At 75.1% G+C, this 21919-nt stretch carries 21 protein-coding genes; 9 read left to right on the forward strand and 12 right to left on the reverse strand.

Annotated features, from left to right (window positions below; all coding sequences use genetic code 11):
• Position 1: 1 nt before the first annotated feature.
• Positions 2-1129: a serine hydrolase domain-containing protein gene (locus AL2_RS30045; RefSeq protein ID WP_067639559.1), complete on the reverse strand. Its 1128-nt coding sequence runs from the start codon at positions 1127-1129 to the stop codon at positions 2-4.
• A 219-nt stretch (positions 1130-1348) separates the two neighbouring features.
• On the opposite strand from AL2_RS30045, the gene AL2_RS30050 reads away from it, so the two are divergent.
• The 5 genes from AL2_RS30050 (at position 1349) to AL2_RS30070 (ending at position 7343) form a co-directional block, all read left to right on the forward strand.
• Complete coding sequence (locus tag AL2_RS30050) at positions 1349-2122, forward strand: cyclase family protein (RefSeq protein ID WP_067639561.1); 774 nt, start codon at positions 1349-1351, stop codon at positions 2120-2122.
• Positions 2119-3807, forward strand: a complete 1689-nt coding sequence (locus AL2_RS30055; protein WP_067639563.1) for a thiamine pyrophosphate-binding protein — start codon at positions 2119-2121, stop codon at positions 3805-3807. Before AL2_RS30050 ends, AL2_RS30055 begins: the two co-directional genes overlap by 4 nt.
• A gap of 195 nt (positions 3808-4002) precedes the next feature.
• On the forward strand, positions 4003-4848 hold the full coding sequence (locus tag AL2_RS30060) for an MIP/aquaporin family protein (protein ID WP_067639565.1): 846 nt from the start codon (positions 4003-4005) through the stop codon (positions 4846-4848).
• A 35-nt stretch (positions 4849-4883) separates the two neighbouring features.
• Positions 4884-6401, forward strand: a complete 1518-nt coding sequence (gene glpK / locus AL2_RS30065; protein ID WP_067639567.1) for a glycerol kinase GlpK — start codon at positions 4884-4886, stop codon at positions 6399-6401.
• Between the two features lie 105 nt (positions 6402-6506).
• Positions 6507-7343, forward strand: a complete 837-nt coding sequence (locus AL2_RS30070; protein ID WP_067639569.1) for a trypsin-like serine peptidase — start codon at positions 6507-6509, stop codon at positions 7341-7343.
• A 3-nt stretch (positions 7344-7346) separates the two neighbouring features.
• Here AL2_RS30070 and AL2_RS30075 read toward each other — a convergent pair whose 3' ends face one another.
• Positions 7347-8132, reverse strand: coding sequence for a SigB/SigF/SigG family RNA polymerase sigma factor (locus AL2_RS30075; protein ID WP_083947029.1), 786 nt, complete (start codon positions 8130-8132; stop codon positions 7347-7349).
• A 161-nt stretch (positions 8133-8293) separates the two neighbouring features.
• Here AL2_RS30075 and AL2_RS30080 point away from each other — a divergent pair, with 161 nt between their 5' ends.
• The 4 genes from AL2_RS30080 to AL2_RS30095 all read left to right on the forward strand — a co-directional run bounded on the left by AL2_RS30080 (position 8294) and on the right by AL2_RS30095 (position 10770).
• The gene (locus tag AL2_RS30080; protein WP_067639570.1) at positions 8294-8755 is read left to right on the forward strand and encodes an SRPBCC family protein; all 462 of its coding nucleotides are present in this window, start codon (positions 8294-8296) and stop codon (positions 8753-8755) included.
• Positions 8756-8777: 22 nt separating this feature from the next.
• A complete protein-coding gene (locus AL2_RS30085; protein WP_067639572.1) occupies positions 8778-9254 on the forward strand; it encodes a fluoride efflux transporter FluC in 477 nt (158 codons plus the stop codon).
• Positions 9251-9613 carry a fluoride efflux transporter FluC gene (locus AL2_RS30090; protein WP_067639574.1) on the forward strand — a complete coding sequence of 121 codons (363 nt, stop codon included), beginning with the start codon at positions 9251-9253 and terminating at the stop codon, positions 9611-9613. Before AL2_RS30085 ends, AL2_RS30090 begins: the two co-directional genes overlap by 4 nt.
• A 263-nt stretch (positions 9614-9876) precedes the next feature.
• Positions 9877-10770 carry a polysaccharide pyruvyl transferase family protein gene (locus tag AL2_RS30095; protein WP_067639576.1) on the forward strand — a complete coding sequence of 298 codons (894 nt, stop codon included), beginning with the start codon at positions 9877-9879 and terminating at the stop codon, positions 10768-10770.
• A 52-nt stretch (positions 10771-10822) separates the two neighbouring features.
• Here the strand turns inward: AL2_RS30095 and AL2_RS30100 are convergent, their stop codons facing one another.
• Genes AL2_RS30100 through AL2_RS30145 form a run of 10 tightly spaced genes read right to left on the reverse strand, consistent with a single transcriptional unit; the run spans position 10823 to position 21773 of the window.
• On the reverse strand, positions 10823-11779 hold the full coding sequence (locus tag AL2_RS30100; RefSeq protein ID WP_067639578.1) for a UDP-glucuronic acid decarboxylase family protein: 957 nt from the start codon (positions 11777-11779) through the stop codon (positions 10823-10825).
• Between the two features lie 9 nt (positions 11780-11788).
• Complete coding sequence (locus AL2_RS30105) at positions 11789-12748, reverse strand: glycosyltransferase family 9 protein (RefSeq protein ID WP_245667035.1); 960 nt, start codon at positions 12746-12748, stop codon at positions 11789-11791.
• Positions 12739-13416, reverse strand: coding sequence for an SDR family NAD(P)-dependent oxidoreductase (locus tag AL2_RS30110; RefSeq protein ID WP_067639580.1), 678 nt, complete (start codon positions 13414-13416; stop codon positions 12739-12741). The genes AL2_RS30105 and AL2_RS30110 overlap by 10 nt, the downstream gene beginning before the upstream one ends.
• Entirely contained in the window at positions 13413-14828 is a 1416-nt protein-coding gene (locus AL2_RS30115) for a PfkB family carbohydrate kinase (RefSeq protein ID WP_067639582.1), read from the reverse strand. The genes AL2_RS30110 and AL2_RS30115 overlap by 4 nt, the downstream gene beginning before the upstream one ends.
• Positions 14825-15424 carry a D-sedoheptulose-7-phosphate isomerase gene (locus tag AL2_RS30120; RefSeq protein WP_083947030.1) on the reverse strand — a complete coding sequence of 200 codons (600 nt, stop codon included), beginning with the start codon at positions 15422-15424 and terminating at the stop codon, positions 14825-14827. Before AL2_RS30120 ends, AL2_RS30115 begins: the two co-directional genes overlap by 4 nt.
• Positions 15421-16641: a glycosyltransferase gene (locus AL2_RS30125; RefSeq protein ID WP_067639584.1), complete on the reverse strand. Its 1221-nt coding sequence runs from the start codon at positions 16639-16641 to the stop codon at positions 15421-15423. Before AL2_RS30125 ends, AL2_RS30120 begins: the two co-directional genes overlap by 4 nt.
• A complete protein-coding gene (locus tag AL2_RS30130; RefSeq protein ID WP_067639586.1) occupies positions 16638-17633 on the reverse strand; it encodes a glycosyltransferase family 4 protein in 996 nt (331 codons plus the stop codon). Before AL2_RS30130 ends, AL2_RS30125 begins: the two co-directional genes overlap by 4 nt.
• Positions 17630-18640 (reverse strand): glycosyltransferase family 9 protein, encoded by a 1011-nt coding sequence (locus AL2_RS30135; protein ID WP_067639588.1) that lies wholly within the window; start codon positions 18638-18640, stop codon positions 17630-17632. The genes AL2_RS30130 and AL2_RS30135 overlap by 4 nt, the downstream gene beginning before the upstream one ends.
• On the reverse strand, positions 18637-20136 hold the full coding sequence (locus AL2_RS30140; protein ID WP_067639590.1) for an HAD-IIIA family hydrolase: 1500 nt from the start codon (positions 20134-20136) through the stop codon (positions 18637-18639). Before AL2_RS30140 ends, AL2_RS30135 begins: the two co-directional genes overlap by 4 nt.
• A complete protein-coding gene (locus AL2_RS30145; protein ID WP_067639592.1) occupies positions 20136-21773 on the reverse strand; it encodes a carbamoyltransferase family protein in 1638 nt (545 codons plus the stop codon). Before AL2_RS30145 ends, AL2_RS30140 begins: the two co-directional genes overlap by 1 nt.
• Between the last annotated feature and the right edge of the window lie 146 nt (positions 21774-21919).

Here is a 21919-nt window from a genome sequence, read left to right on the forward strand (position 1 = left end):
GTCAGGCGCGGGTCCGGGCGACCTCGGCGGCCAGCGCCTCGAACGCGGCGTCGGTCTCCTCGCCGGCGGCGAGGGTGGCGAGCGTCGACTTCACGATGACGACGCCGCGGCCGGGCGCGACCCAGATGAGCTGGCCGCCCAGCCCGTTGGCGGAGAAGCCGCCGTCGTCGCCGAGCCACCACTGCAGGCCGTAGCCCTGGTTGAAGGGCGCGGACGGGCGCGTGGACTCCGCCACCCACGAGGCGGGGACGACCTGCCGCCCGTTCGCCTTCCCGCCGTTCAGGTAGAGCAGGCCGAATCGCGCGAAGTCGCGGTCGGTGGCGTAGTAGCAGCAGTACCCCATGCCGTTGCCGTTGGAGTCGTTGCCGAGGTACGCCTTGGACGCCATCCCCGCCGGCCCCCAGATCTTCTTCTGGACGTAGGAGTGGTAGGGCGTCCCGGTCGCCTCGGCCACGACCCAGGAGAGCACGAACGAGTTCATGCTCGTGTACTCGAACCGCGTCCCGGGTTCCCAGCCGCGCTTCCGCTGCTTCGCGAGCTCGGTCAGCGGGTACCCGAGGCTGGCGGCGACGTGCACGAACGGGACGTCGTACGTCTCCGTCCATGCGATGCCCGACGCCATCCGCAGCAGGTTCCGCAGGGAGACGCCGTCGTATCCGGAGCCCTTGAGCTCGGGGACGTACTTGGTGACGGGGTCGTCGATCGAGTCGATGAAGCCCTCGCCGAGCGCGATGCCGACCGCCGCGGAGGTGAACGACTTCGCCATCGACCACGATTGGAAGAGGGTGTCGCGGTCGGTGGTGACGTAGCGTTCGAAGACGATGTCGCGGCCGTCCAGGACGACGAATCCCTGTGTCCCCGTCCGGGCGAGGTAGTCCTCGAGCGTGTGCTTCCGCCCTTCGTAGGTGTAGGTGACCGACAGCGGTCGGTACGCCTCGCGCAGCTCGACCGGGTCGGACGAGGGGAGCAGCGGGTCGAAGCCGGCCGCGTTCCCGGTGACCGCGGCGGGCGGCGCGGGCGGCGCCGCGTTCGCCGGAGTCCCCGCGGGCGGGGCGGCGAGCGCCGGGGGAGCGGCGAGGACGGCGGTGGTGGCGAGTGCGAGGGTGAGCGTCCAGCGTCTGCGGCGCATCTGATCTCCGTGGGGGGCGGGAGCGGCCGGGGTTCCGCCCCCGATGGTGAGCGAGCCGCCGCCGCGCGTCCATGGAGCCGGCGACGAAAAAACGCGACCCGGCATGAGGATGGGCGAACGGTCCGGCGGCCTGGGCCGGGCGACCCTCCGAACAGGGCCATCTGCGATACGTTCGAGGCACCCCCCGCGACCCCCCAGCCGCCCGTGCCCGGAGGAACGATGTCCGTGCTCGCCCAGTTGCTCACCGCCGTCGCCGACGGCTCGGTGGAGATCGTCGACCTGACCGCGCCGCTGTCGGAGCGGACGCCGATCCTCCGGCTGCCCGAGCCGTTCGCCAACACCGCGCCGTTCCGGCTGAAGGAGATCAGCCGGTACGACGACCGCGGGCCCGCCTGGTACTGGAACGACATAGAGACCGGCGAGCACGTCGGCACCCACTTCGACGCGCCCGTGCACTGGGCCACCGGCCGCGGCGGCGAGGACGTCTCGCAGGTCCCGCCCGGCCGCCTCGTCGCCCCCGCCGTGGTGCTGGACGCGTCCGAGCGGGTGGCGGGCGACCCCGACTTCCTGCTGGAGATCGACCACGTCCGCGACTGGGAGAAGACGCACGGCCCGCTCCCGGACGGCGGCTGGCTGCTCTACCGGACGGGCTGGGACGTCCGGTCCGGAGACCAGGACACGTTCCTCAACGCCGACGAGGACGGCCCGCACACGCCGGGGATCTCCGCCGAGTGCGCCCGGTGGCTGGCCGAGGAGACCCCCGTCCTCGGTCTCGGCGTCGAGACCGTCGGCACCGACGCGGGCGGCGCGCACGGGTTCGACCCGCCGTTCCCCTGCCACTCCTACTTCCTCGGCGCGGGCAAGTACGGCCTCACGCAGCTGCGGAACCTGGAGCGGCTGCCGGCCCGCGGCGCCGTGCTGCTCGCCTCGCCGCTGCCGATCGTCGGCGGCTCCGGCAGCCCCGCACGCGTCCTCGCGCTGATCGAGCGATGAACGTCGCGGAGGCCGTCGGGCAGGCCCTCGCGCGGTTCGGCGCCGGCACCGTGTTCGGGGTCGTCGGCAGCGGCAACTTCCACGTCACCAACGCGATGATCGCGAACGGCGCCCGGTTCGTCGCCGCCCGGCACGAGGGCGGCGCCGCCACGATGGCGGACGCCTACGCGCGGGTGAGCGGCGGCCTCGGCGTCCTCAGCGTCCACCAGGGGCCCGGCCTCACCAACGCCGTCACCGGCATCGCCGAGGCCGCCAAGAGCCGCACGCCGCTGCTGGTCGTCGCGGGCGAGGTGGCCGCCGGCGCGGTCCGCTCCAACTTCCGGATCGACCAGGCCGCGATCGCCGCGGCCGTCGGCGCCGTCCCCGAGCGGGTCCACTCGCCGCAGACCGCGCTCGACGACGTGGCGCGCGCCTGCCGGACCGCGGTCGCCGAGCGCCGCACGGTGCTGCTCGGCCTGCCGCTGGACGTGCAGGGCGCCGCGCTGCCGGACGAGGCGGAGCGCCGGGCCGCCGCGCCGCGGCCCGGCCGGTCCCAGATCCCGCCGCTGCCGGTGCCGCCGCCGGCGGCGGTCGCCCGGCTCGCCGACGTGCTGCAGGCGGCGCGGCGGCCGGTGTTCGTCGCCGGGCGGGGCGCCCGGCTGGCCGGCGCCCGCCAGCCGCTCGTCGAGCTGGCCGGGCGCTGCGGCGCGCTGCCCGCGACGTCCGCCGTCGCCCGCGGCCTGTTCGCCGGCGACCCGTTCGCGCTGGACGTCAGCGGCGGGTTCGCCACCCCGGCCGCCGCGGCGCTGATCCGCGGCGCCGACCTCGTTGTCGGCTGGGGCTGCTCGCTGAACATGTGGACGACGCGGCACGGCGCCCTCATCGGCCCCGGCGCGAAGGTCGTGCAGGTCGACGTCGACGCCCGCGCCCTCGGCGCGCACCGCCAGGTCGACCTCGGCCTGATCGGCGACGCCGCCGAGACCGCGCGGGCCGTGCTCGCCGAACTGGAGGCGCGCGGGCACCGGGCCACCGGCTACCGGACGCCCGGGGCGGCGGAGCGGCTCGCGCGCGAGGGCCGCTGGCAGGACGTCCCGTACGAGGAGCACCCGGCCGCCAAGGACGACGCCGACGGCCCCCGCATCGACCCCCGGACCCTGACGATCGCGCTGGACGCGATGCTGCCCCGCGAGCGCACGGTCGCCGTCGACTCGGGCAACTTCATGGGCTACCCCGCGATGTTCCTGGACGTCCCGGACGGCGACGGGCTCGTGTTCACCCAGGCGTTCCAGTCGGTCGGGCTCGGCCTCGCCACCGCGATCGGCGCCGCCGTGGCCCGCCCGGACCGGCTCGCCGTCGCCGCGCTCGGCGACGGCGGCGCGCTGATGGCGGCCCCGGAACTGGAGACCGCCGTCCGGCTCGGGCTCGGGCTGCTCGTGGTCGTCTACGACGACGAGGCGTACGGCGCGGAGGTGCACCACTTCGGTCCCGGCGGCCATCCGCTGGACACGGTGACGTTCCCGCCGGCGGATCTGGCCGCCATCGGACGCGGCTTCGGCTGCGCGGCGGCGACCGTCCGCCGCGCCGGCGACCTCGCCCCGGTCGGCGACTGGCTGGCGGGCCCGCGGGACCGGCCGATGGTCGTGGACGCCAAGGTCACGAAGGGCCGGCCGGCCTGGTGGCTGGAGGAGGCGTTCCGCGGGCACTGACCGCGGACCGGTCCGTGTACCGGGCCCTCTTCTGGGAACGATCACGCCATCGCGGGCATGGGCCGGGGGGACCGGGGGTGTGATGGACGGCGCAGGGTGTCGACATTGTCGTCAAGTACCCGTTGACCGATCTTGCCGGGCGTATTTACGTTCGCGACGGCTGTGCTCTACGTCACACACCCTTGAGGAGGAGCGATGACGCGACGGCCGTGGGCCCCCGAGCTCGTCCGGGAGATGATCGCGGAGTTCGTCGGCACGATGATCCTGATCCTGTTCGGCGTCGGCGTCGTCGCACAGGTCGTCGCGGGGAGCGGGCTCGGCGCCCCGCAGAGCCTCGGCGGCCACGACGCCATCACCTGGGCGTGGGGCTTCGGGGTGACGCTGGGCGTCTACGCCTGCGCGCGGATCAGCGGCGGGCACATCAACCCGGCCGTGACCGTCGCGTTCGCCGCCTTCTGGGGCTTCCCGTGGCGCAAGGTGCTGCCGTACTGCTTCGCGCAGACGCTCGGCGCCTTCGTGGGCGCGCTGATCGTCCGGTGGAACTACACCGAGATCCTGCACAAGTTCGACCCCGGCCTGACGGCCAAGACGCAGTTCGTGTTCTCCACGATGCCCGGCAACGGGTCGCTGCCGATCCACACCTGGGGCGCCTTCCGCGACCAGATCATCGGCACCGCCATCCTGCTCTTCCTCGTCCTCGCCCTCGTCGATCTGCGCAACGCGCCGCCGCTGGCCAACCTGGCCCCGCTCATCATCGGGTTCATCGTGGTGGCGATCGGGATGGCGTTCGGCTCCGCCGCCGGGTACGCGATCAACCCGGCCCGCGACCTCGGTCCCCGGCTCGCCCAGTACCTCACCGGGTACGGGAGCGCATGGCGGGACCAGTACGGGGACTTGTACTTCTGGGTGCCCATCGCCGCGCCGTTGATCGGCGGCCTTCTCGGCGCCGGCCTCTACGTCCTGCTCATCGGGCGCAACATCCCGGACGAGGAGGAAGTGACCGAGTCGCTCGAGCCGCCCTTGGACAAAGACGTTTCCTGACGGGGTCACGCCCCCGCCGGCAGAAAGGGAGAGTCATGGCCGACTTCGTCGGAGCGCTCGACCAGGGCACCACCAGCACCCGCTTCATGATCTTCGACCACGGCGGCAACGAGGTCGCCCGCCACCAGCTGGAGCACGAGCAGGTCCTGCCGCGCGCCGGCTGGGTCGAGCACGACCCGACCGAGATCTGGGAGCGGACCCGCGCGGTCATCCAGTCCGGTCTCAACAAGGCGAACCTGAGCCACGCCGACCTGGCCGCCTTCGGCATCACCAACCAGCGCGAGACGGCCGTGGTGTGGAACCGGCGCACCGGACGCCCGTACTACAACGCGATCGTCTGGCAGGACACCCGCACCGACCGCATCGCGTCCGCGCTCGAACGCGACGGGCGGGGCGAGACGATCCGGCACCGCGCCGGGCTGCCGCCGGCGACCTACTTCTCCGCCGGCAAGGTCCAGTGGATCCTGGAGAACGTCGACGGGGTCCGTGAGGCCGCCGAGAACGGCGACGCGATCTTCGGGAACATGGACACGTGGGTGCTGTGGAACCTCACCGGCGGACGCGACGGCGGTGTCCACGTGACCGACCCGACCAACGCCAGCCGCACCATGCTGATGGACCTGGAGACCCTCGACTGGGACGACCAGCTCCTGTCGTTCTTCGGCATCCCCCGCTCGATGCTGCCGGAGATCAAGCCGTCCTCCGCCCCCGAGCCGTACGGGACGACCACCGCGGACGGCCCGGTCGGCGGCGAGGTGCCGCTGACCGGCATCCTCGGCGACCAGCAGGCCGCGACGGTCGGGCAGGTGTGCTTCGCGCCCGGCGAGGCCAAGAACACCTACGGCACCGGCAACTTCCTGCTGCTGAACACCGGTGAGGAGCTCGTCCGGTCCAAGGCCGGGATGCTCACGACGGTCTGCTACAAGTTCGGCGACCACCCGGCCGTGTACGCGCTGGAGGGGTCGATCGCGGTGACGGGGTCGGCGGTGCAGTGGCTGCGCGACCAGCTGGGCATCATCTCCGGCGCCGCGCAGAGCGAGTCGCTGGCCCGGCAGGTCGACGACAACGGCGGCGTCTACTTCGTCCCGGCGTTCTCGGGCCTGTTCGCCCCGTACTGGCGGTCGGACGCGCGCGGCGCCATCGTCGGGCTGTCGCGGTTCAACACCAACGCCCACGTGGCCCGCGCGACCCTCGAGGCCATCTGCTACCAGTCCCGCGACGTCGTCGAGGCGATGCGCGAGGACTCCGGCGTCTCCCTGGACGTCCTCAAGGTCGACGGCGGCGTCACGGCCAACGAGCTGTGCATGCAGATGCAGGCCGACATCCTGGGCGTCCCGGTCTCCCGCCCGGTCGTCGCCGAGACCACCGCGCTCGGCGCCGCCTACGCCGCCGGCCTGGCCGTCGGATTCTGGAACACCACCGACGAACTCCGCCAGAACTGGAACGAGGACAAGCGCTGGGAACCCACCTGGACCGACGACCAGCGCCAGACCGGCTACGCCGGCTGGAAGAAGGCCGTCGAGCGCACCTACGGGTGGGTGGACGTCGACTGACACGGCGGTCCTTCTCATCGGGCGGAGGATGATCTAGCATCCGGCCGGTGACCATCCCGTCACCGACCGGAGTGCGCTCCGGGCCCGCCGAATAGAGGATGCCGCATGCCCCGACGCCCCGCCGCAGCCGTCCTCGCCGCCGTCGCGGCGGCCGGGGCGCTCACCGCGGGCACCGCGCAGGCCGCTCCCGCCCCGCACCGGGGTACCGCCGCGGTCGACTTCACCGGGATCGTCGCGCTCGGCAACTGCTCGGGCTCGCTCGTGCGGGGGCCGCGCTCCCGCGACACCGACGCGGCGCTGGTCCTGACCAACGGCCACTGCCTGGAGTCGGGGATGCCCGAGCCCGGCGAGGTCATCGTGGACCGGCCGTCGTCCAGGACGTTCAGGCTCCTCGACCGGACGGGCCGCGGCGACCTCGGCACCCTCCGGGCAACACGGGTCGAGTACGCCACGATGACCGGTACCGACGTGACCGTCTACCGGCTGAACAGCAGCTACGCCGCGATCCGGAGGCGGTACGGCGTCCCCGCCCTGCCGCTGTCGGCGGCCGGGCCGCGCGCGGGCACGGAGATCCGGGTCGTGTCCGGCTACTGGCGGAGGATCTATGGTTGCGAGATCGACGCGGTCGTGTACCGGCTGCGCGAGGCCGGCTGGACGTGGCGGGACTCCCTCCGGTACACGCCGCAGTGCGAGACGGTCCACGGCACGTCCGGCTCACCGATCATCGACGCCCGCACGCGCCGGGTCGTCGGCGTCAACAACACCGGCAACGACGACGGTGAGCGCTGCACGCTCAACAACCCCTGCGAGGTCGACCGCCAGGGCCGGATCACCGTCCGCCATGGCATCCACTACGGGCAGCAGACCTACCTGCTCGCCCGCTGCCTGGGCGCGGGCAACGACGTGGTGCTGGGCAGGACGTGCGCGCTCCCGAGGCCCTGACTCTCAGCCCTCCGCCAGCAGGCCCATGCGGAGCCGGTCGAGGGTGGCGCGGAGCAGGCGGGAGACGTGCATCTGGGACAGACCGATCTGCTCGGCGATCTGCGTCTGGGTCTTGTTGCCGAAGAACCGCAGCAGCAGGATCGTGCGCTCGCGTTCGGGCAGGTCGTCTATCAGCGGGGCGAGGGCGTGGCCGTCGATGAAGGCGTCCAGCGCCGGGTCGTCCGAGCCGAGGTACTCGCCGACCGTGCCGTTCTCGCCGCTCGGCGACCCGTCCGCCGGTGCCTCCAGGGACAGCGGGCGGTAGGCGTCGCAGGCGATGATGACCTCGACGGTCTCCTCCTGGGTGATGTCCATGAGCGAGGAGATCTCCGCGGTCGTGGGGGAGCGGCCGTGCTCGCGGGTGAACTCCTGCATGGTGCGCTGGAGGATCGGCCGCAGCTCCTGGATGCGGCGCGACACCCGGATGCCCCATGTCTTGTCGCGGAAGTGCCGCTTCACCTCGCCCGTCACCACGGGGTAGGCGTAGGTGACGAAGCGGTCGCCGATCCCCGGGTCGAACCGGTTGATGGCCTTGACCAGCCCCAGGTAGGGGACCTGCTGGAGGTCGTCCAGGGGCTCCCCGCGATTGGCGTACCGGCGCGCCACGCCACGGACCAGCGGGGCGTGCATGTCGACGATGCGCGCCCGCAGCCGCTCCCGCCGGGGATCGTCCTCCCCGAGCGTCTTCATCTCCGCGAGCAGGATCTCGGTCTGGCCGTCGTTGAACCGGTTCGTCTGCGCCGACGTCATGCGGATGCTTCCCCTTTCGGACGAGGCCGGCGAGGGCAGGGGGCTGTCGCTCGGTGCGGTCCCCCTACCCGGCAGAAAAGTGATCACACGGTCCGGCCGGCATCGCGCGGATAGACGCACGTCAGGCGGGTAACCGGGCGGTGAGGCAGGAGGTGGGAGCCGTGAGCACGATCACCGAATCGGTCAACGTCACCGTCCCGATCCGCGCCGCCTACGACCAGTGGACGCAGTTCGAGACGTTCCCGCGGTTCATGGACGGCATCGAGGAGATCCGCCGGCTCGACGACACGACCCTGCACTGGACGACGCGGATCGCCGGCGTCACCCGCGAGTTCGACGCGCGCATCACCGAGCAGCTGCCCGACGAGCGCGTCGCCTGGAAGTCCCTGGACGGGCCGACCCACGCCGGCGTCGTGACGTTCCACCGCCTGGACGAGACCACCACCCGCATCACCGCGCAGCTGGAGATCGACCCCGAGGGCTTCGCGGAGAAGGCCGGGGACCGGCTCGGCGCCCTGACGCACCGCGTGCGGGGAGACCTGCGGCGGTTCAAGACCTTCATCGAGGCGCGCGGCGTCCAGACCGGCGGCCGGCGGGGCCGGGCCGACCGCCCCGAACCCTGACCGGGGGGTAGATTGGGGCGCCATGCCCGCACCTCCCGTGGACCCCGATGTCGATCTGCACGTCCCGCAGCAGCGCGCCGAGCTGCGGCAGGCGCCCTGGGAGACGCTGGGGGCGATCTCGGCGGGCGGCGTCCTCGGCGCGCTCGCGCGGTACGGGCTGAGCAGCGCGTTCCCGTACGGCCCGGGGGAGTTCCCGTGGCCGGTCTTCTGGATCAACGTCTCGGGCTGCCTGCTGATCGGCGCGCTGATGGTGCTGATCACCGAGGTGCGCCGCGCGCACCGGCTCGTCCGGCCGTTCCTCGGCGTGGGAGTGCTCGGCGGGTTCACCACGTTCTCGACCTACACGGTCGACGTCCAGCGGGCGGTGGCGCACGGCGCGCCGCGGATCGGGCTCGCCTACCTCGCGCTGACGCTCGCCGCCGCGCTCGCCGCCGTCCTCGCCGGGGTGCGGCTGACCAGGTCGCTGATCCGCCGCCGGGCCGCGGAGGCCGGCGAGTGACGATCCTGCTGATCGCGCTGGGCGCCGCGTTCGGCGCTCCGCTGCGCTACCTGACCGACCGCGCGGTCCAGGCACGGCACGACTCGGTGTTCCCCTGGGGGACGTTCACCGTCAACGTCGCGGGATCGTTCCTGCTGGGCCTCCTCGCGGCGCTGCCGGCGGACGGCGGCGTGATGGCCTTCGCCGGGACGGGCTTCTGCGGCGCCCTGAGCACGTACTCCACGTTCGGTTTCGAGACGCTGCGGCTGGCCGAGACCGGGGCCCGCTCCTACGCGGTGCTCAACGCCGCGGCGAGCATCGCGGCGGGGCTGGGCGCCGCCTACTGCGGCATGGTCGTGGCCCAGGCGCTGCCGGGGTGAAACGTGGTGCGGCCCATGCTCGTAGTTCGGGGCACTTGGCTCCGAGCTCGCGAGTGGGCCGCGAGGTGACTCTCCCCATAAGGCCGTGTCCGTAAACCGGAAGGTGTCTGAAGTGTCGCCCGAGGGGCAGGTCAACGTGCCGGGCGCGGCACGCCCACGGCGCGGCCGGGCCGCCGGCCGGGCGGTACATGGGACGGACGGCCACGGGTAGCAGCCAGGAGAAGCATCTGGCCAGGGTCAAGGTGGCGCAGGGAGGCTAGCGGATGCGGGTCCTGGTGGCAGGGTGGCCGAGATTCCTCCACGGTGAGGCGACGGCGGGCGACGTCCTCGCCATGGAGGCCGTGCGGCGGGGCCTGGCCGCCGCGCAGGTCGAGTGCGACCTCGCGTGGAGCCCGGTCTTCCGGCCGGGCGGCCTGGACCTGGACCGCGCCCACCCCGCCTCCTACACGCACCTGGTGTTCGCGTGCGGGCCGCTGCACGGACCGCAGATCGAGGAGCTGCACCACCGGTACGCGCGCTGCACCCGCGTCGCCGTGGGCGTCTCGGTCATCGACCCGGACGACCCGGCGGTCACCGGGTTCGACGCCGTCCTGGCGCGCGACGCACCGGGGGAGGCGCCGCGGCACGACCTGGCGGCGCAGCCGGCGACCCCGCCGGTGCCGGTCGTCGGCGTCGTCCTCGCGCCCGGCCAGCGGGAGTACGGCGGGCGGCGGCTGCACGACCGGATCCAGCGGGAGCTGACGGACTGGCTCGCCGCGCGCGAGTGCGCGCGGCTGCCCCTGGACACGCGGCTCGATCCGCGCGACTGGCGCCTGTTCGGCACGGCGGCCGAACTGGAGTCGGTGCTGCGCAGGCTCGATCTGGTGGTGACGACCCGGCTGCACGGGCTCGTCCTGGCGCTGAAGAACGGCGTGCCCCCGCTGGCCGTGGACCCGGTGGGCGGCGGCGCGAAGGTCACCGCGCAGGCGCGGGCGTGGTCGTGGCCCGCCGTCGTGACCGTGCCGGGGGACCGGCGGGACGAGCCGCTGCTGGACGCGGCCGAGCTCGACCGGTGGTGGGACTGGGCGCTGTCGCCCGGGGGAGCCGGGAGGGCGCCCGCGGTCGCGGCGGACGGCGCGGTGATCGGCGAGCTGCTGGACGTGCTCGGCGCGCGCTGAACGCGCGGCGGCCGCGATGAGGCTCATCGCGGCCGCCGCGTCGTGTCGCAGGTCAGGCGGTGCGGGCGACGAGCAGCTCCCTGCCGAACCACTCGATGGTGCTGCGCAGGCCCTCCTCGACCGTGATGCGGGGACGCCAGCCGAGCACGTCCTCGGCCAGGCGGGTGTCCGGGCGCCGGACGCGCGGGTCGTCCTCGGGACGGCCGATGAACCGGATCCCGGACGGCGAGCCGGTCAGCTCGATGATCAGCTGCGCGAGGTCCGCCATGGAGATCTCGTACGGGCTGCCGATGTTGACCGGCCCCGGGTGGCCGGCCAGGGCGAGGGCGAGGATGCCGCGGACGGTGTCGTCCACGTGGCAGATCGAGCGCGTCTGCGAGCCGTCCCCGGTCACCGTGAGGTCCTCGCCGGTCAGCGCCTGCCGCAGGAACGTCGGGATGGCGCGGCCGTCGTCGGGGCGCATCCGCGGCCCGTAGGTGTTGAAGATCCGCACGATCGCCGCGTCGAGGCCGCGGGAGTGCCGGAACGCCGACGTCAGCGCCTCGCCGAACCGCTTGGCCTCGTCGTACACGCTGCGCGGCCCGACCGGGTTCACGTTGCCCCAGTACGACTCGGGCTGCGGGTGCACCAGCGGGTCCCCGTACACCTCGGAGGTGGAGGCGAGGACGAACCGGGCGCCCTTGGCCTCGGCCAGTTCGAGCGCGTTGCGGGTACCCTGGCTGCCGACCTCCAGCGTCTGGATCGGGTACCGCAGGTAGTCGGCCGGCGACGCGGCCGACGCGAGGTGGAAGACGCAGCCGACGTCGCCCGGCACGCTCACCGGCTCGGTGAGGTCGCGCTTCAGGAAGGTGAAGTCCCGCCGGCCGGTCAGGTGCGCGATGTTGCGGGACGTCCCCGTCAGCAGGTTGTCCATGCACACCACCGAGATCCCCTCGGCGAGGAGCGCCTCGCACAGGTGCGAGCCGAGGAAGCCGGACCCTCCGGTGACGACGGCGCGTGGATGTCTCATCGTTCCCCCTCATCGTTTCTCGTGGGTGAGCACCGTCCCGGCGGCCTCGACGGCCTGGTCCGCGGATATCTCCAGCAGGCCGGGACAGGGCTCGCGCCCGTGCGGGTCGCCGTGGCGGCCCGCCCACAGGACGCGGTGCTCGGCGCGGTCGGGCGGTCCCCAGCGGCCGGGCGGCGTCGGGCCGAACAGCAGCACCGACGGTGTGCGGAAGGCGGTCGCGAGGTGCGCGACGCCGGTGTCGCCGCACACCACCAGCCGGGCCGCCGCGACGAGCGCGGCGAGCTCCGGCAGGGGAGTGCGGCCGGAGAGGTCGGCGGACTCGTCCAGCCCGGCGAGGTCCACGACGCGGCGGGCGAGGCCCGTCTCGCCGGGGCCGCCGGTCACGACGACGCGCTCGCCGCGGTCCCGCAGCGCCGCCGCGACCGCCGCGAACCGCTCGGCGGGCCAGCGGCGCGCGGGGAACGCGGCGCCCGGATGGACGACGGCGGCGCCCGGCGCGGGCGACGCGGCCGCGGGGACCGGCAGGTCCAGGTCGGCGGGGTCGGCGTCGAACCCGTAGAAGGCGGTGAGCCGGCACCAGCGCGCGACCTCGTGCTCGCCGGGGTCCCACTCCGGCCCGCCGGTGTGCGGCGCGGCGGGGCAGGCGAAGGCCAGCAGCCGGCCCGGCCGCGGGGCCGCGAGGAGCCGGTGGCTCCGCGGCCCGGATCCGTGCAGGTTGACGGCGACGTCCACCGGCCCGGCGGCGGGAAGCGGAGCGTCCAGGCCGTCCGCCGGGAGGACGCCGTCGACCGCGCCGGTCGCGCGGGCCAGCGGGGCGAGCTCCGCCGGCGCGGCCAGCGTGATCCGGGCGTCCGGCAGCCCCCGCCGCAGCGCCCGCAACGCCGGGACGGCGGTCAGCAGGTCCCCGAGCCCCAGCGCGCGCAGCACCAGCACGCGCGAGGCCGGGACGAGGCGGGATGTCACGGCCACGAAGGCTCATGGGAGGGGCAGACGACGAGTTCGCGCACCTCGCAGCCGGCCGGCTGGGCGAGCGCGAACGCGACGGCCGCCGCCACGTCCTCGGGCCGGTTCAGCTCGGCGTCCGCGCCGGGCTTGTACTGGTCGGGGCGGTCGTCGAAGAACGCGGTGTCCATCCCGCCGGGCACGATCATCGTGACGCCGACCTTCCCGGCCATCTCGGCGGCGAACGCCCGGGTGAAGCCGACGACGCCGAACTTGGAGGCGCAGTACGCGGTCGCGTCGCTCAGCGCGCGGAACCCGAGCGTGGACGCGACGGTCACGATCCGCCCGTGCGGCTCGTTCTCCAGGTAGGGGAGCGCGGCGCGGACGACGGCGGCGGTGCCGAGCAGGTTCACCTGGATCACCCGCTCCCAGTCCTCGGCGGGGACCTCGCAGAGCGTCCCGCAGGCGTCGATGCCGGCGGCGGTGACGACGGCGTTCAGCCCCCCGGCGGCGCGCGCCAGGCCGTGCACGGCGCGTTCGGCGCACCGCCGGTCGGCCAGGTCGGCCTGCATGTGCTCGAAGTCGTCCTTCGGCGGGTGCCGGTCGAGGACGAGCGGACGTCCGCCGTCGTCGGCGACCCTGCGTGCGACGGCCGCGCCGAGACCGGAGGAGCCACCGGTGATGAGGACGTTCATGACGCACTTCCCTTCGTGGTCCGCGTTGTCCGCGTGGTCGAGAGCAGGCGCGTGGTGGAGCGCCCTTCCAGCAGGGGCAGCAGGACGATCTCGCCGTTGTGGGCCCGGACCGTGTCGGCCTCGGGCAGCGTGGTCCCGGCGTAGTCGGCGCCCTTCACCCACACGTCGGGGCGCAGCCGCTCCAGCAGCGGCGCCGGGGTGTCGTCGTCGAACACCACCGCGGCGTCGACGTCGCTGAGCGCCTCCAGCACCCGCACGCGGTCGGCGGCGGGCGTCACCGGGCGGGTCGGCCCCTTGCGCCGCCGGATGGACGCGTCGGAGTTGACGCAGACGATCAGGCAGTCGCCGAGCCGCCGCGCCTGCTGCAGCAGGCTCACGTGCCCGGCGTGCAGGAGGTCGAAGCAGCCGCCGGTCGCCACCACCGTCCCGCCCGCGCGCCGGGTCCGCTCGACGATGTCCCAGGCGTCCTCCCCGCGCTCGGGGACGAGCCGGGCGGTGCCGGTCTCGGCGAGCTGCGCCGACAGCGCCGCGGCGGCCCCGGCGCGGACGAACTCCGACGCCTGGTGGACGCCCTCGGTGACGGCCGCGGTGAGCGCCGCGCCGTCGGCGAGCGCGCCGACCGCGCCGGCGGCGAAGCTGTCGCCCGCGCCGCACGAGTCGCCCCGCGCCGGCTCGGCGGGCGCGAGGAACGGCGCCTCGGACCCGCCGCACAGCAGCGCGCCCTCGGCGCCGAGCGTGATCGCGACGCCCTCGATGCCCCAGGCGCGGCCGAGGTGCCGGCCGCGCCGGCCGGCGGCCGACAGCCCGAACCCGCTGATGTCGGCGCCGTCGGCGGCGGCGAGGCGGGCGGCCTCCTGCTCGTTCGGGGTCAGCAGCCGGACCCCGGGGACGGGCGGCTCGCCGCGCGGATGCGGATCCCACACGACGGGCACGCTCGCGGGCAGCTCCCCGAGCAGGGAGCGGACGGCGCGGTGCCGGGTGACGCCGCGGCCGTAGTCGGAGACCAGCACGGCGCCGGCCCCCGCGATGGCGTCGGTGACGCGCGGACCGACGGGCCCGTCGAGGGCCCGCCCTTCCCCGGCGTCCAGGCGCGCCACCGACTGTCCTCCGGAGCGGATGCGCAGCTTGCAGGGGGTGCCGCCGTGCAGGTGGAACGCGGCCACCTCCAGGTGCTTCTCCAGCATCGCGCGCAGCCGCCGGCCCGGCTCGTCGTCGGCGAGCGCGGTGACGAGCACCACCTCGCGCCCGGCCGCCGCCGCCAGCAGTGCCGCGAGGCCCGCGCCGCCGGGGCGGGGCCGCTCCTCGGCCTGCTCGACGACGGGGACGGGCGCGTCCGGGCACAGCCGGCTGCTGGTGCCGACGATGTCGATGTCGAGCAGGACGTCGCCGACCACGACGAGCGGTGCGGTCATGTCACCCCCAGTGCTTCGTCGACCACCCCGCACAGCAGGTGGATCGCGGCGAGGTGGATCTCCTGGACGGTCGAGGTGGTCCCGGCCGCCACGGTGATCGCGTCGTCGCACGCCTCGGCGAGCGGGTTCGGGCCCGGCCCGGTGACCGCCCAGGCCGCCAGCCCGATCCGCCGGGCGCGGTGCGCCGCCGCGATCACGTTGGGGCTGCGGCCGCTGGCCGACAGGCACACCAGCACGTCCCCGGGACGGCCGTGCGCCTGGACCTGCCGCTCGAACACGGTGACCGGGCCGTAGTCGTTGCCGATCGCGGTGACCGAGGAGGTGTCGCCGTGCAGCGGGATCGCCGACAGCGGGCACCGCTCGCTCTCGAACCGGCCGACGAGCTCGGCGGTCAGGTGCTGCGCCTCGGCGGCGCTGCCGCCGTTGCCGCAGGCGAGCAGGCGCCCCCCGCCCTGCAGCACGCGGGCGAGGCGCCGGCCCCAGCCCTCGATCGTCGGAACCTGGTCGCGGAACCGCAGGGCCGCCTCGGCGAGCGCCTCCAGCCGCCGGTCGTGGACGGTGGACGTGCGGGTCCGGACACCGGTCTGCGCGGTCATGCGGCCACCTCGCTCAGCGCGGCGGCATGCGCGTAGACCTCGGCGGTGCCGGCGGCCACGTGCGCCCACGAGTAGCGCTCGCGGGCCCGGCCGCCGGCCGCGGCCCCCATCGCCTCGCGCTTCGCGGGGTCGTCGAGCAGCGCCCGGATCGCGCCGGCCGCCGCCCCGGGGTCGCGCGGCGGGACGAGCGTCCCGGTGACGCCGTCCACGACCGTGTCGAGGTGCCCGCCGACGGCGCTCGCCACCACGGGCACGCCGCAGGCCATGGCCTCCAGCGGCACCATGCCGAACGGCTCGTACCAGGGGAGCGTGACGACGAGGCTCGCCGAGTGCAGTAGCGGCGGCACCTCGGCGCGGCCGAGCCGGCCGAGGAACTCGACCCGCCCGGAGACGCCGGCGTCCCGCGCGACCCGGCGCAGCCGGCGCACCTCGGGGTCGGCGCCGAGGCCGCCGCGCGGCGGCCCGCCGGCGACGGCCAGTTCGGCGCCCGGCAGGTGCGCGAGCGCGCGGATGGCGGTGTCGACGCCCTTGCGCTCGACGAGCCTGGACAGCACCACGATGCGGTGCGGCCGCCCGTCCCCCGGCGCGGCGCGGCCGGCCGGGGCGAACAGGCTCAGGTCGACCCCGCACGGCACCACCCGGACGCGGTCGCGGGGGACGCCCATCGCCGCCAGCTCGGCGACCTCGTCGGAGCAGGTCGCGATGACGGTGTCGGCGCCGCGCCCGATCGCGCGCTCCAGCCGGACGCGCGAGGCGGGGCTGGTGTCCTTGCCGCCCTGGTGGCGGCGCTTGACGGTGCCGAGCGCGTGGTAGGTCTGCACGACCGGCACGCGCCGCGCGCCCGCCGCCTGCGCGGCCTGGATCGCGGCGAGCCCGCTCATCCAGAAGTGGGCGTGCGCGACGTCGGGCGGGTCGGCGGCCCAGCGCCGCTCCAGGTACCTCCCGAAGTCGTGCATCCAGGGCAGCAGGTCGTCCTTGGCGATGTGCTCGGGCGGTCCCGCCGGGACGTGCTCGACGGTCACGCGGGGCGCCAGCCGCACCCGGACGGGCAGCACGGGGGCGTCGCGCCGCGTGTAGACGGTGACGTGGTTGCCCTGGCGGCCGAGCTCGGTGGCCAGTTCCGCGACGAACACGTTCTGCCCGCCGCCGTCCGCCCCGCCCAGCCCTCCCTTGGCGGCGAGGGGGCTGGCGTGCTCGGAGATCATGGCTATTCTCATCGCGTTACCTCCTGGAGAGTTCGCCGCCAGTCGCGCAGGAAGCGCGGCAGCCCGTACCGGTCGACGGCGTGGGCCCGTGCCTCCTTGCCCATCTGGCGCGCACGCGGCGGGTCGGCGGCCAGGGTCCGCGCGGCGTCGGCCAGCGTGGCGACGCGCGTGGACAGCACCCCGGCCTCCGGCGGCACCGCCTCGACCGCCTCGGTGGTGGCGAGCGCCACCACCGGCAGGCCGAGCATCATGGCCTCGATCAGCGCGAGGCCGAGCGACGTCCACCGGTAGGGGTGGACGTAGACGCGGCGGCGGGCGAGTTCCTCGTGCATCCTCGCCTGCGGCAGGTCCTCGAAGGTCCACAGCGACTCGGGGGGGATGCCGAGCCGCTCGGGCGCCCCGGTGACGTTCATGCCGAACAGGTCGAGGGGGACGGCCGCCGCGAGTTCGGGGAGCAGGTCGGTGCCGGCGACGCGGCCGCGCCGCAGCGGGTCGTTGATGACGACGCCGGCGCGCGGCATGTCGGCGGTGTACCGGTAGCCGGGGTCGACGATGCCGTGCTCGATGACGGTGGTCGGGGCGCGGCCGCAGTTCCAGAACAGCTGGTTGAAGTGGGTGACGTGCACGACGGGGATGTCGGAGCGGTCGTGCAGCAGGTGCCGGCTGTCGGGCACGACCTCCTCGGGGAGCCCGACGTCGGACGGGGTCCGGCGCGGCGTGTCGTGCTCGACGTAGACGGCGGGGACGTCGCGTCCGGGGCGCCTGCCGAGCCATTCCTCCGCCAGCAGCAGTTCATGGGGGCGCTGCAGGACGACCACGTCCACGTGCTCGTCGCGGAGCCGCTCCGGCGGCACTTCGACCGCGCGGCCGGGCCAGGCGAAGGTGTCGGGCCGCCCCTTGCCGTCCGGTCCGCGGCCGGGGGTGACGGGGACGAGCGTGGTCTGCGGGCCGTGGACGAACGACGTCGCCCACGAGCCGTGCACGTGCCACATCAGGACTCTCATCGGGTGGGAACCTCCTCCACCGACGCCAGGATCTCCACGGCCGCGGCGACCTCGTCGGCGCTGACGGACGACAGGCAGGGGTGGCCGTCGACCGGGCACTCGCGGGCTCGGCTGTCCTTGCAGGGCGCCTGCTGGTCGCCGAGCAGCGCCAGCGGCACCCCGAACGGCGCCCACCGGGCGGCGGGCACGGTCGGCGCGAACAGCGACACGACCGGGGTGCCCACGGCCGCCGCGAGGTGCGCGGGGCCGGTGTTGCCGGCGACGACGGCGGACCCGCCCGCCAGCACCGACGCCAGCTCCGGCAGGGACGTGCGCCCGCCGAGGTCGAGGCCGTCCTCGCCGGCGACGAACGCGGTCAGCTCCTTCTCGTCCCCGTGGCCGGTGACGACCACGCGGTGCCCGGCCGCCCGCAGCAGCCGGACCGCCTCCGCGCAGCGTCCCGGCGGCCAGGCGCGCGCGGGCACGGACGTCCCCGGATGCACCACCACGTAGCCCGGCCGCCCGGTGAGGTGGTCGGTGTCCGGCAGCGGCTCGCGGACCCGCAGCCGGGTGTCGGCGGGAGAGGGGAACCCGGCGTCCTCGGCCAGCGCGAGCATGCGCAGCGGCTCGGGGACGTCGCTGTCGGGCCGGTGCCGCAGGTCGAGCAGCGACCCCGGGTAGTCCTCGCTGATGCCCCCGATCCACGGCGTCCCGGCGAGCCGGAGCAGCAGGGCGAGCGGCAGCGGCGACTGGTGGAACGAGGTGAGGATCAGCGCCCGGTCGAACCCGCGCAGCTCCCGGACGATCCGGTCGATCGCGGCCCGCTCGACGGGCACGTGGTCGGGGTCGATCCAGGGGGCGCGCCACTCGATGACGCGGTCCACGCCCGGCAGCATGTCGGCGGCGGCCCGGCCGCGGGGCCCGCACAGCAGCGCGACCTCGCCGGCGCGTCCGGCGACCGCCCGCACGGCGGGCCCGGCGAGCAGCACGTCGCCGATGTTGTCCTGGCGTGCGACGAGGACTCTCATGGCCGCCGCCTTCCGCCGAGGACCAGGTCGACGGCGGCGTCCAGCGTCGGCGCCGTCTCCGGCGCCCGCGCGATCTCCGCCGGCCGGGTCCGCCCGGTCGGCACGAGGATGCCGCGCGCGCCCGCCGCGGCGGCGGCCTCGATGTCGCCGCCGATGTCGCCGATGACGGCGCAGTCGGACGGCAGGACGCCGAGCCGCTCCGCGGCCCGCTCGATCATGCCGGGCTCGGGTTTGCGGCACTCGCAGCCGTCGCCGTCGCCGTGCGGGCAGAACTCCCACACGTCGATCCGGCCGAGCATCTCCTCGACGCGGGCGTTGACGCGCCGCACGTCGCCGGTGCCGATGAGCCCCTTGGCGACCCCGGACTGGTTGGACACGACGCCGATGCGGACGCCGTGCCGGCGGAGCCGGTCGAGGGCGCGGCGCGCGCCCGGCATCGGCTCGACCCGCGCCGGGTCCCCGTTGTACGGGACGTCCCGGATGAGGGTGTCGTCGCGGTCGAACAGCACGACGCGGGGCCCGCCCCAGTCCCGCGCCCGCCGGTGGGCGGCGAGGCCCCGGATCCGGTGCCAGATCGCGGCGGGCGGGATCGCGGCGCTGGTGGCCAGCATCTTCGTCACCTCGCCGGGCGTCCTCGGGCCCGGCCGGATCCGCTCGTAGGCGAACCGCGCCGTCAGCGCGGCCCACGCGCCGCCGGCGGCCGCGGCGGCGCGGCGGCTCCTCGGAGCGGCCGCGAGCGCGGCGAGCCCGGCCGCGGTCGTGAGCGCGTGCCGGCCGAGGAGGCCGCGGCCCTCCCCGGCGCGGGCCCGCCAGGAGGGCCCGTGGACGCGCCACATGAGGATGTCGTCGGCGTTGCCGGCCTGCGCCCGCACCGACGCCCAGAACCCGGCGGGCCGGACGGGGTGCGTGACGCGCCGGTCGCCGAGGACGAGGCCGTGCCCGGCGTTCAGCGCGCGCAGCGCCAGGTCGGCGTCCTCCCGGTAGGCGCGGCGGAACCGCTCGTCGAAGCCGCCCAGTTCGGCGAGGACGCCGCGCCGGTACGCCATGTCGGCGGTGATCCAGTCGGCGCCCGCGAGCCCGGCCGTGTTCCGCTCCCAGTCCGTCGGCGCCCGGCCGTCCGGTGCCGGGACGGTGACGCGGCCCTGCGACCCGCCGACCGAGGGCGGCAGGTCCGCCAGGTCGGCGGCCAGCCGGGCGGGCCAGCCGGGCTCGGGCTCGACGTCGTCGTCCAGGAACGCCACCCACTCGGTCGCGGCGGCGCGCCAGCCCGCGTTGCGCGCGGCGGCGGGCCCGCGGCCCCCGGACCTGATCACCCGTATCTCCGGCCCGGCCGTCGCCGGCAGCGGCAGCGGCGCGCCGGGCGCGGGCCGGTCGTCCACCACGATGATCTCGTGCGGTCCCGGGCCGGGATCGCCGTCCGGCCCGGCGAGCAGCGCGTGCAGCGTGACGCGCAGGCTCTCCCGGCCGACGGTCGGGATGACGACGGTGCAGCCCATCAGGCGTGCACCTCCCGGCGGCGCACCACGAACGGCCCGATGGCGAGCAGGTCGACCGGTGCGGAGCCGAAGCACTCCAGCGCGTCGCGCGGGTCGTCGACCATCGGGCGGCCGGCGGTGTTCAGGCTGGTGTTGACGAGGACGGGCAGCCCGGTCCGGCGGCGGAACTCCTCCAGCAGGCGCGCCACGAGCGGCTCGCCGCCGGCCGCGACCGTCTGGATGCGGGCGGTGCCGTCCACGTGCACGACGGCCGGGATCCGCTCGCGCCACTCCGGCCGGACCCGGTGCACGAACAGCATGTACGGGCTGGGGATCGGGCCTTCGAAGATCTCGGCGGCGTGCTCCAGCGCCACCATCGGCGCGATCGGCCGGAACTGCTCGCGGCCCTTGACGTCGTTGAGCCGCTCCACGTTGCCGGCGTGGCCGGGGTGGGCGAGCAGGGAGCGGTGCCCCAGCGCGCGCGGCCCGAACTCCGAGCGGCCCTGGAACCACGCCACGATCTCGTTGCGGGCGAGCGCCTCGGCCACGGTGGCGGCCAGGTCGTCCGGCCGCTCGTAGGGGATCTTGGCGGTGCCGAGGCGCGCGGCGATCTCCCGGTCGTCCCACCGGCGGCCGAGGTCCGCGCCGGGCATGCCGGTCAGCGGGTCCCCGCCGTCCCGGGCCAGGTGGAGCGCGGCGCCGAGCGCGGTGCCGGCGTCGCCCGCCGCGGGCTGCACCCACAGGTCGTCGTAGGGGCCGGCCTCGGCCAGCCGGGAGTTGGCGACGCAGTTGAGCGCGACGCCGCCGGCGAGCATCAGCCGGCGGGAACCGGTCTCGCCGTGCAGCCAGGCCGCCAGGTCCAGCAGCACTTCTTCGAGGCGGGCCTGGACGCTGGCGGCGAGGTCGGCGTGGTCGCGGGTCCACTCGCCGCCGGCCTTCCGCGCCTTGGCGAGCGAGCCCCAGTCGACGCCGGCGACCGCGAAGCCGCCGTCGCCGGTCGCGCGGATGTGCCCGCGCAGCTCGCCGAGGAAGCGCGGCTCCCCGTAGGACGCGAGCGCCATCACCTTGTACTCGTCGCTGGAGCGCAGGAACCCGAGGTGCTCGGTGAGGTCCTCGTACATGAGCCCGAGCGAGTGGGGGAGGCGCTGGGCGTGCAGCGGCGTCAGCAGTCCGTCCTGGTACGTCCCGGCCAGGTGCGAGTGCGACTCGCCCCGGCCGTCCAGGACGAGCACGTCGCCGTCGCCGGGTCCCGGCGCGGCCAGCGCGGCGGACGCGGCGTGCGCCACATGGTGGGGGACGAACCGGACGATCCCCGGGTCGAGCCCGGGCAGCGCGGTCGCGAGGAAGTTCGGGGCGCGCTGCGCGTACAGGGTGCGCAGCCGCTCCCACTGGGCGTCGTGCCCGTCGAGCCCCGGCTCGACGAGGGCGGGGTCGTAGGAGTAGGCGACGGCGTCGAGGTCGCCGGGCTCCAGCCCGGCCTCCTCGAGGCACCAGCGGGCGGCGTTCTCCGGCAGTTCCCAGCCGGAGAAGGCGACCGGCCGCTTCCCGTGCTTGCGGCGGCTGAAGCGCTCCTCCTCCGCCGCCGCGACGACCCTGCCGTCCGCGACGAGCGCGGCGGCCGGGTCGTGAAAGATCGCGTTGATTCCGAGCACGCGCATGTGAGCCCCGTTTCGGCGCAGGATTCGATGGCGTGCCGATGACGTCGTCTTAGACATCGGCTCTTGGCGGGTTCCGCCGGGAGCAAATCCCCTATAGGTGATTTGGCATTGCCGATAGCGGTGGACCTAAACGCGAAGGTCGGGAA

Source organism: Actinomadura latina NBRC 106108 (assembly GCF_001552195.1).
Taxonomy (GTDB): Bacteria; Actinomycetota; Actinomycetes; order Streptosporangiales; family Streptosporangiaceae; genus Spirillospora; species Spirillospora latina.

Bases quoted from the DNA above. Each gene is read 5' to 3' on its own strand.
- AL2_RS30115 (WP_067639582.1), bottom strand. From the start codon at position 14,828: ATGACCGCACCGCTCGTCGTGGTCGGCGACGTCCTGCTCGACATCGAC.
- AL2_RS30075 (WP_083947029.1), bottom strand. From the start codon at position 8,132: ATGACGTCGGCGCAGACGAACCGGTTCAACGACGGCCAGACCGAGATC.
- AL2_RS30055 (WP_067639563.1), top strand. From the start codon at position 2,119: ATGAACGTCGCGGAGGCCGTCGGGCAGGCCCTCGCGCGGTTCGGCGCC.
- AL2_RS30060 (WP_067639565.1), top strand. From the start codon at position 4,003: ATGACGCGACGGCCGTGGGCCCCCGAGCTCGTCCGGGAGATGATCGCG.
- AL2_RS30095 (WP_067639576.1), top strand. From the start codon at position 9,877: ATGCGGGTCCTGGTGGCAGGGTGGCCGAGATTCCTCCACGGTGAGGCG.
- AL2_RS30120 (WP_083947030.1), bottom strand. From the start codon at position 15,424: ATGACCGCGCAGACCGGTGTCCGGACCCGCACGTCCACCGTCCACGAC.
- AL2_RS30130 (WP_067639586.1), bottom strand. From the start codon at position 17,633: ATGAGAGTCCTGATGTGGCACGTGCACGGCTCGTGGGCGACGTCGTTC.
- AL2_RS30145 (WP_067639592.1), bottom strand. From the start codon at position 21,773: ATGCGCGTGCTCGGAATCAACGCGATCTTTCACGACCCGGCCGCCGCG.
- AL2_RS30045 (WP_067639559.1), bottom strand. From the start codon at position 1,129: ATGCGCCGCAGACGCTGGACGCTCACCCTCGCACTCGCCACCACCGCC.
- AL2_RS30050 (WP_067639561.1), top strand. From the start codon at position 1,349: ATGTCCGTGCTCGCCCAGTTGCTCACCGCCGTCGCCGACGGCTCGGTG.
- AL2_RS30125 (WP_067639584.1), bottom strand. From the start codon at position 16,641: ATGAGAATAGCCATGATCTCCGAGCACGCCAGCCCCCTCGCCGCCAAG.
- AL2_RS30070 (WP_067639569.1), top strand. From the start codon at position 6,507: ATGCCCCGACGCCCCGCCGCAGCCGTCCTCGCCGCCGTCGCGGCGGCC.
- glpK (WP_067639567.1), top strand. From the start codon at position 4,884: ATGGCCGACTTCGTCGGAGCGCTCGACCAGGGCACCACCAGCACCCGC.
- AL2_RS30135 (WP_067639588.1), bottom strand. From the start codon at position 18,640: ATGAGAGTCCTCGTCGCACGCCAGGACAACATCGGCGACGTGCTGCTC.
- AL2_RS30110 (WP_067639580.1), bottom strand. From the start codon at position 13,416: ATGAACGTCCTCATCACCGGTGGCTCCTCCGGTCTCGGCGCGGCCGTC.
- AL2_RS30100 (WP_067639578.1), bottom strand. From the start codon at position 11,779: ATGAGACATCCACGCGCCGTCGTCACCGGAGGGTCCGGCTTCCTCGGC.
- AL2_RS30140 (WP_067639590.1), bottom strand. From the start codon at position 20,136: ATGGGCTGCACCGTCGTCATCCCGACCGTCGGCCGGGAGAGCCTGCGC.
- AL2_RS30085 (WP_067639572.1), top strand. From the start codon at position 8,778: ATGCCCGCACCTCCCGTGGACCCCGATGTCGATCTGCACGTCCCGCAG.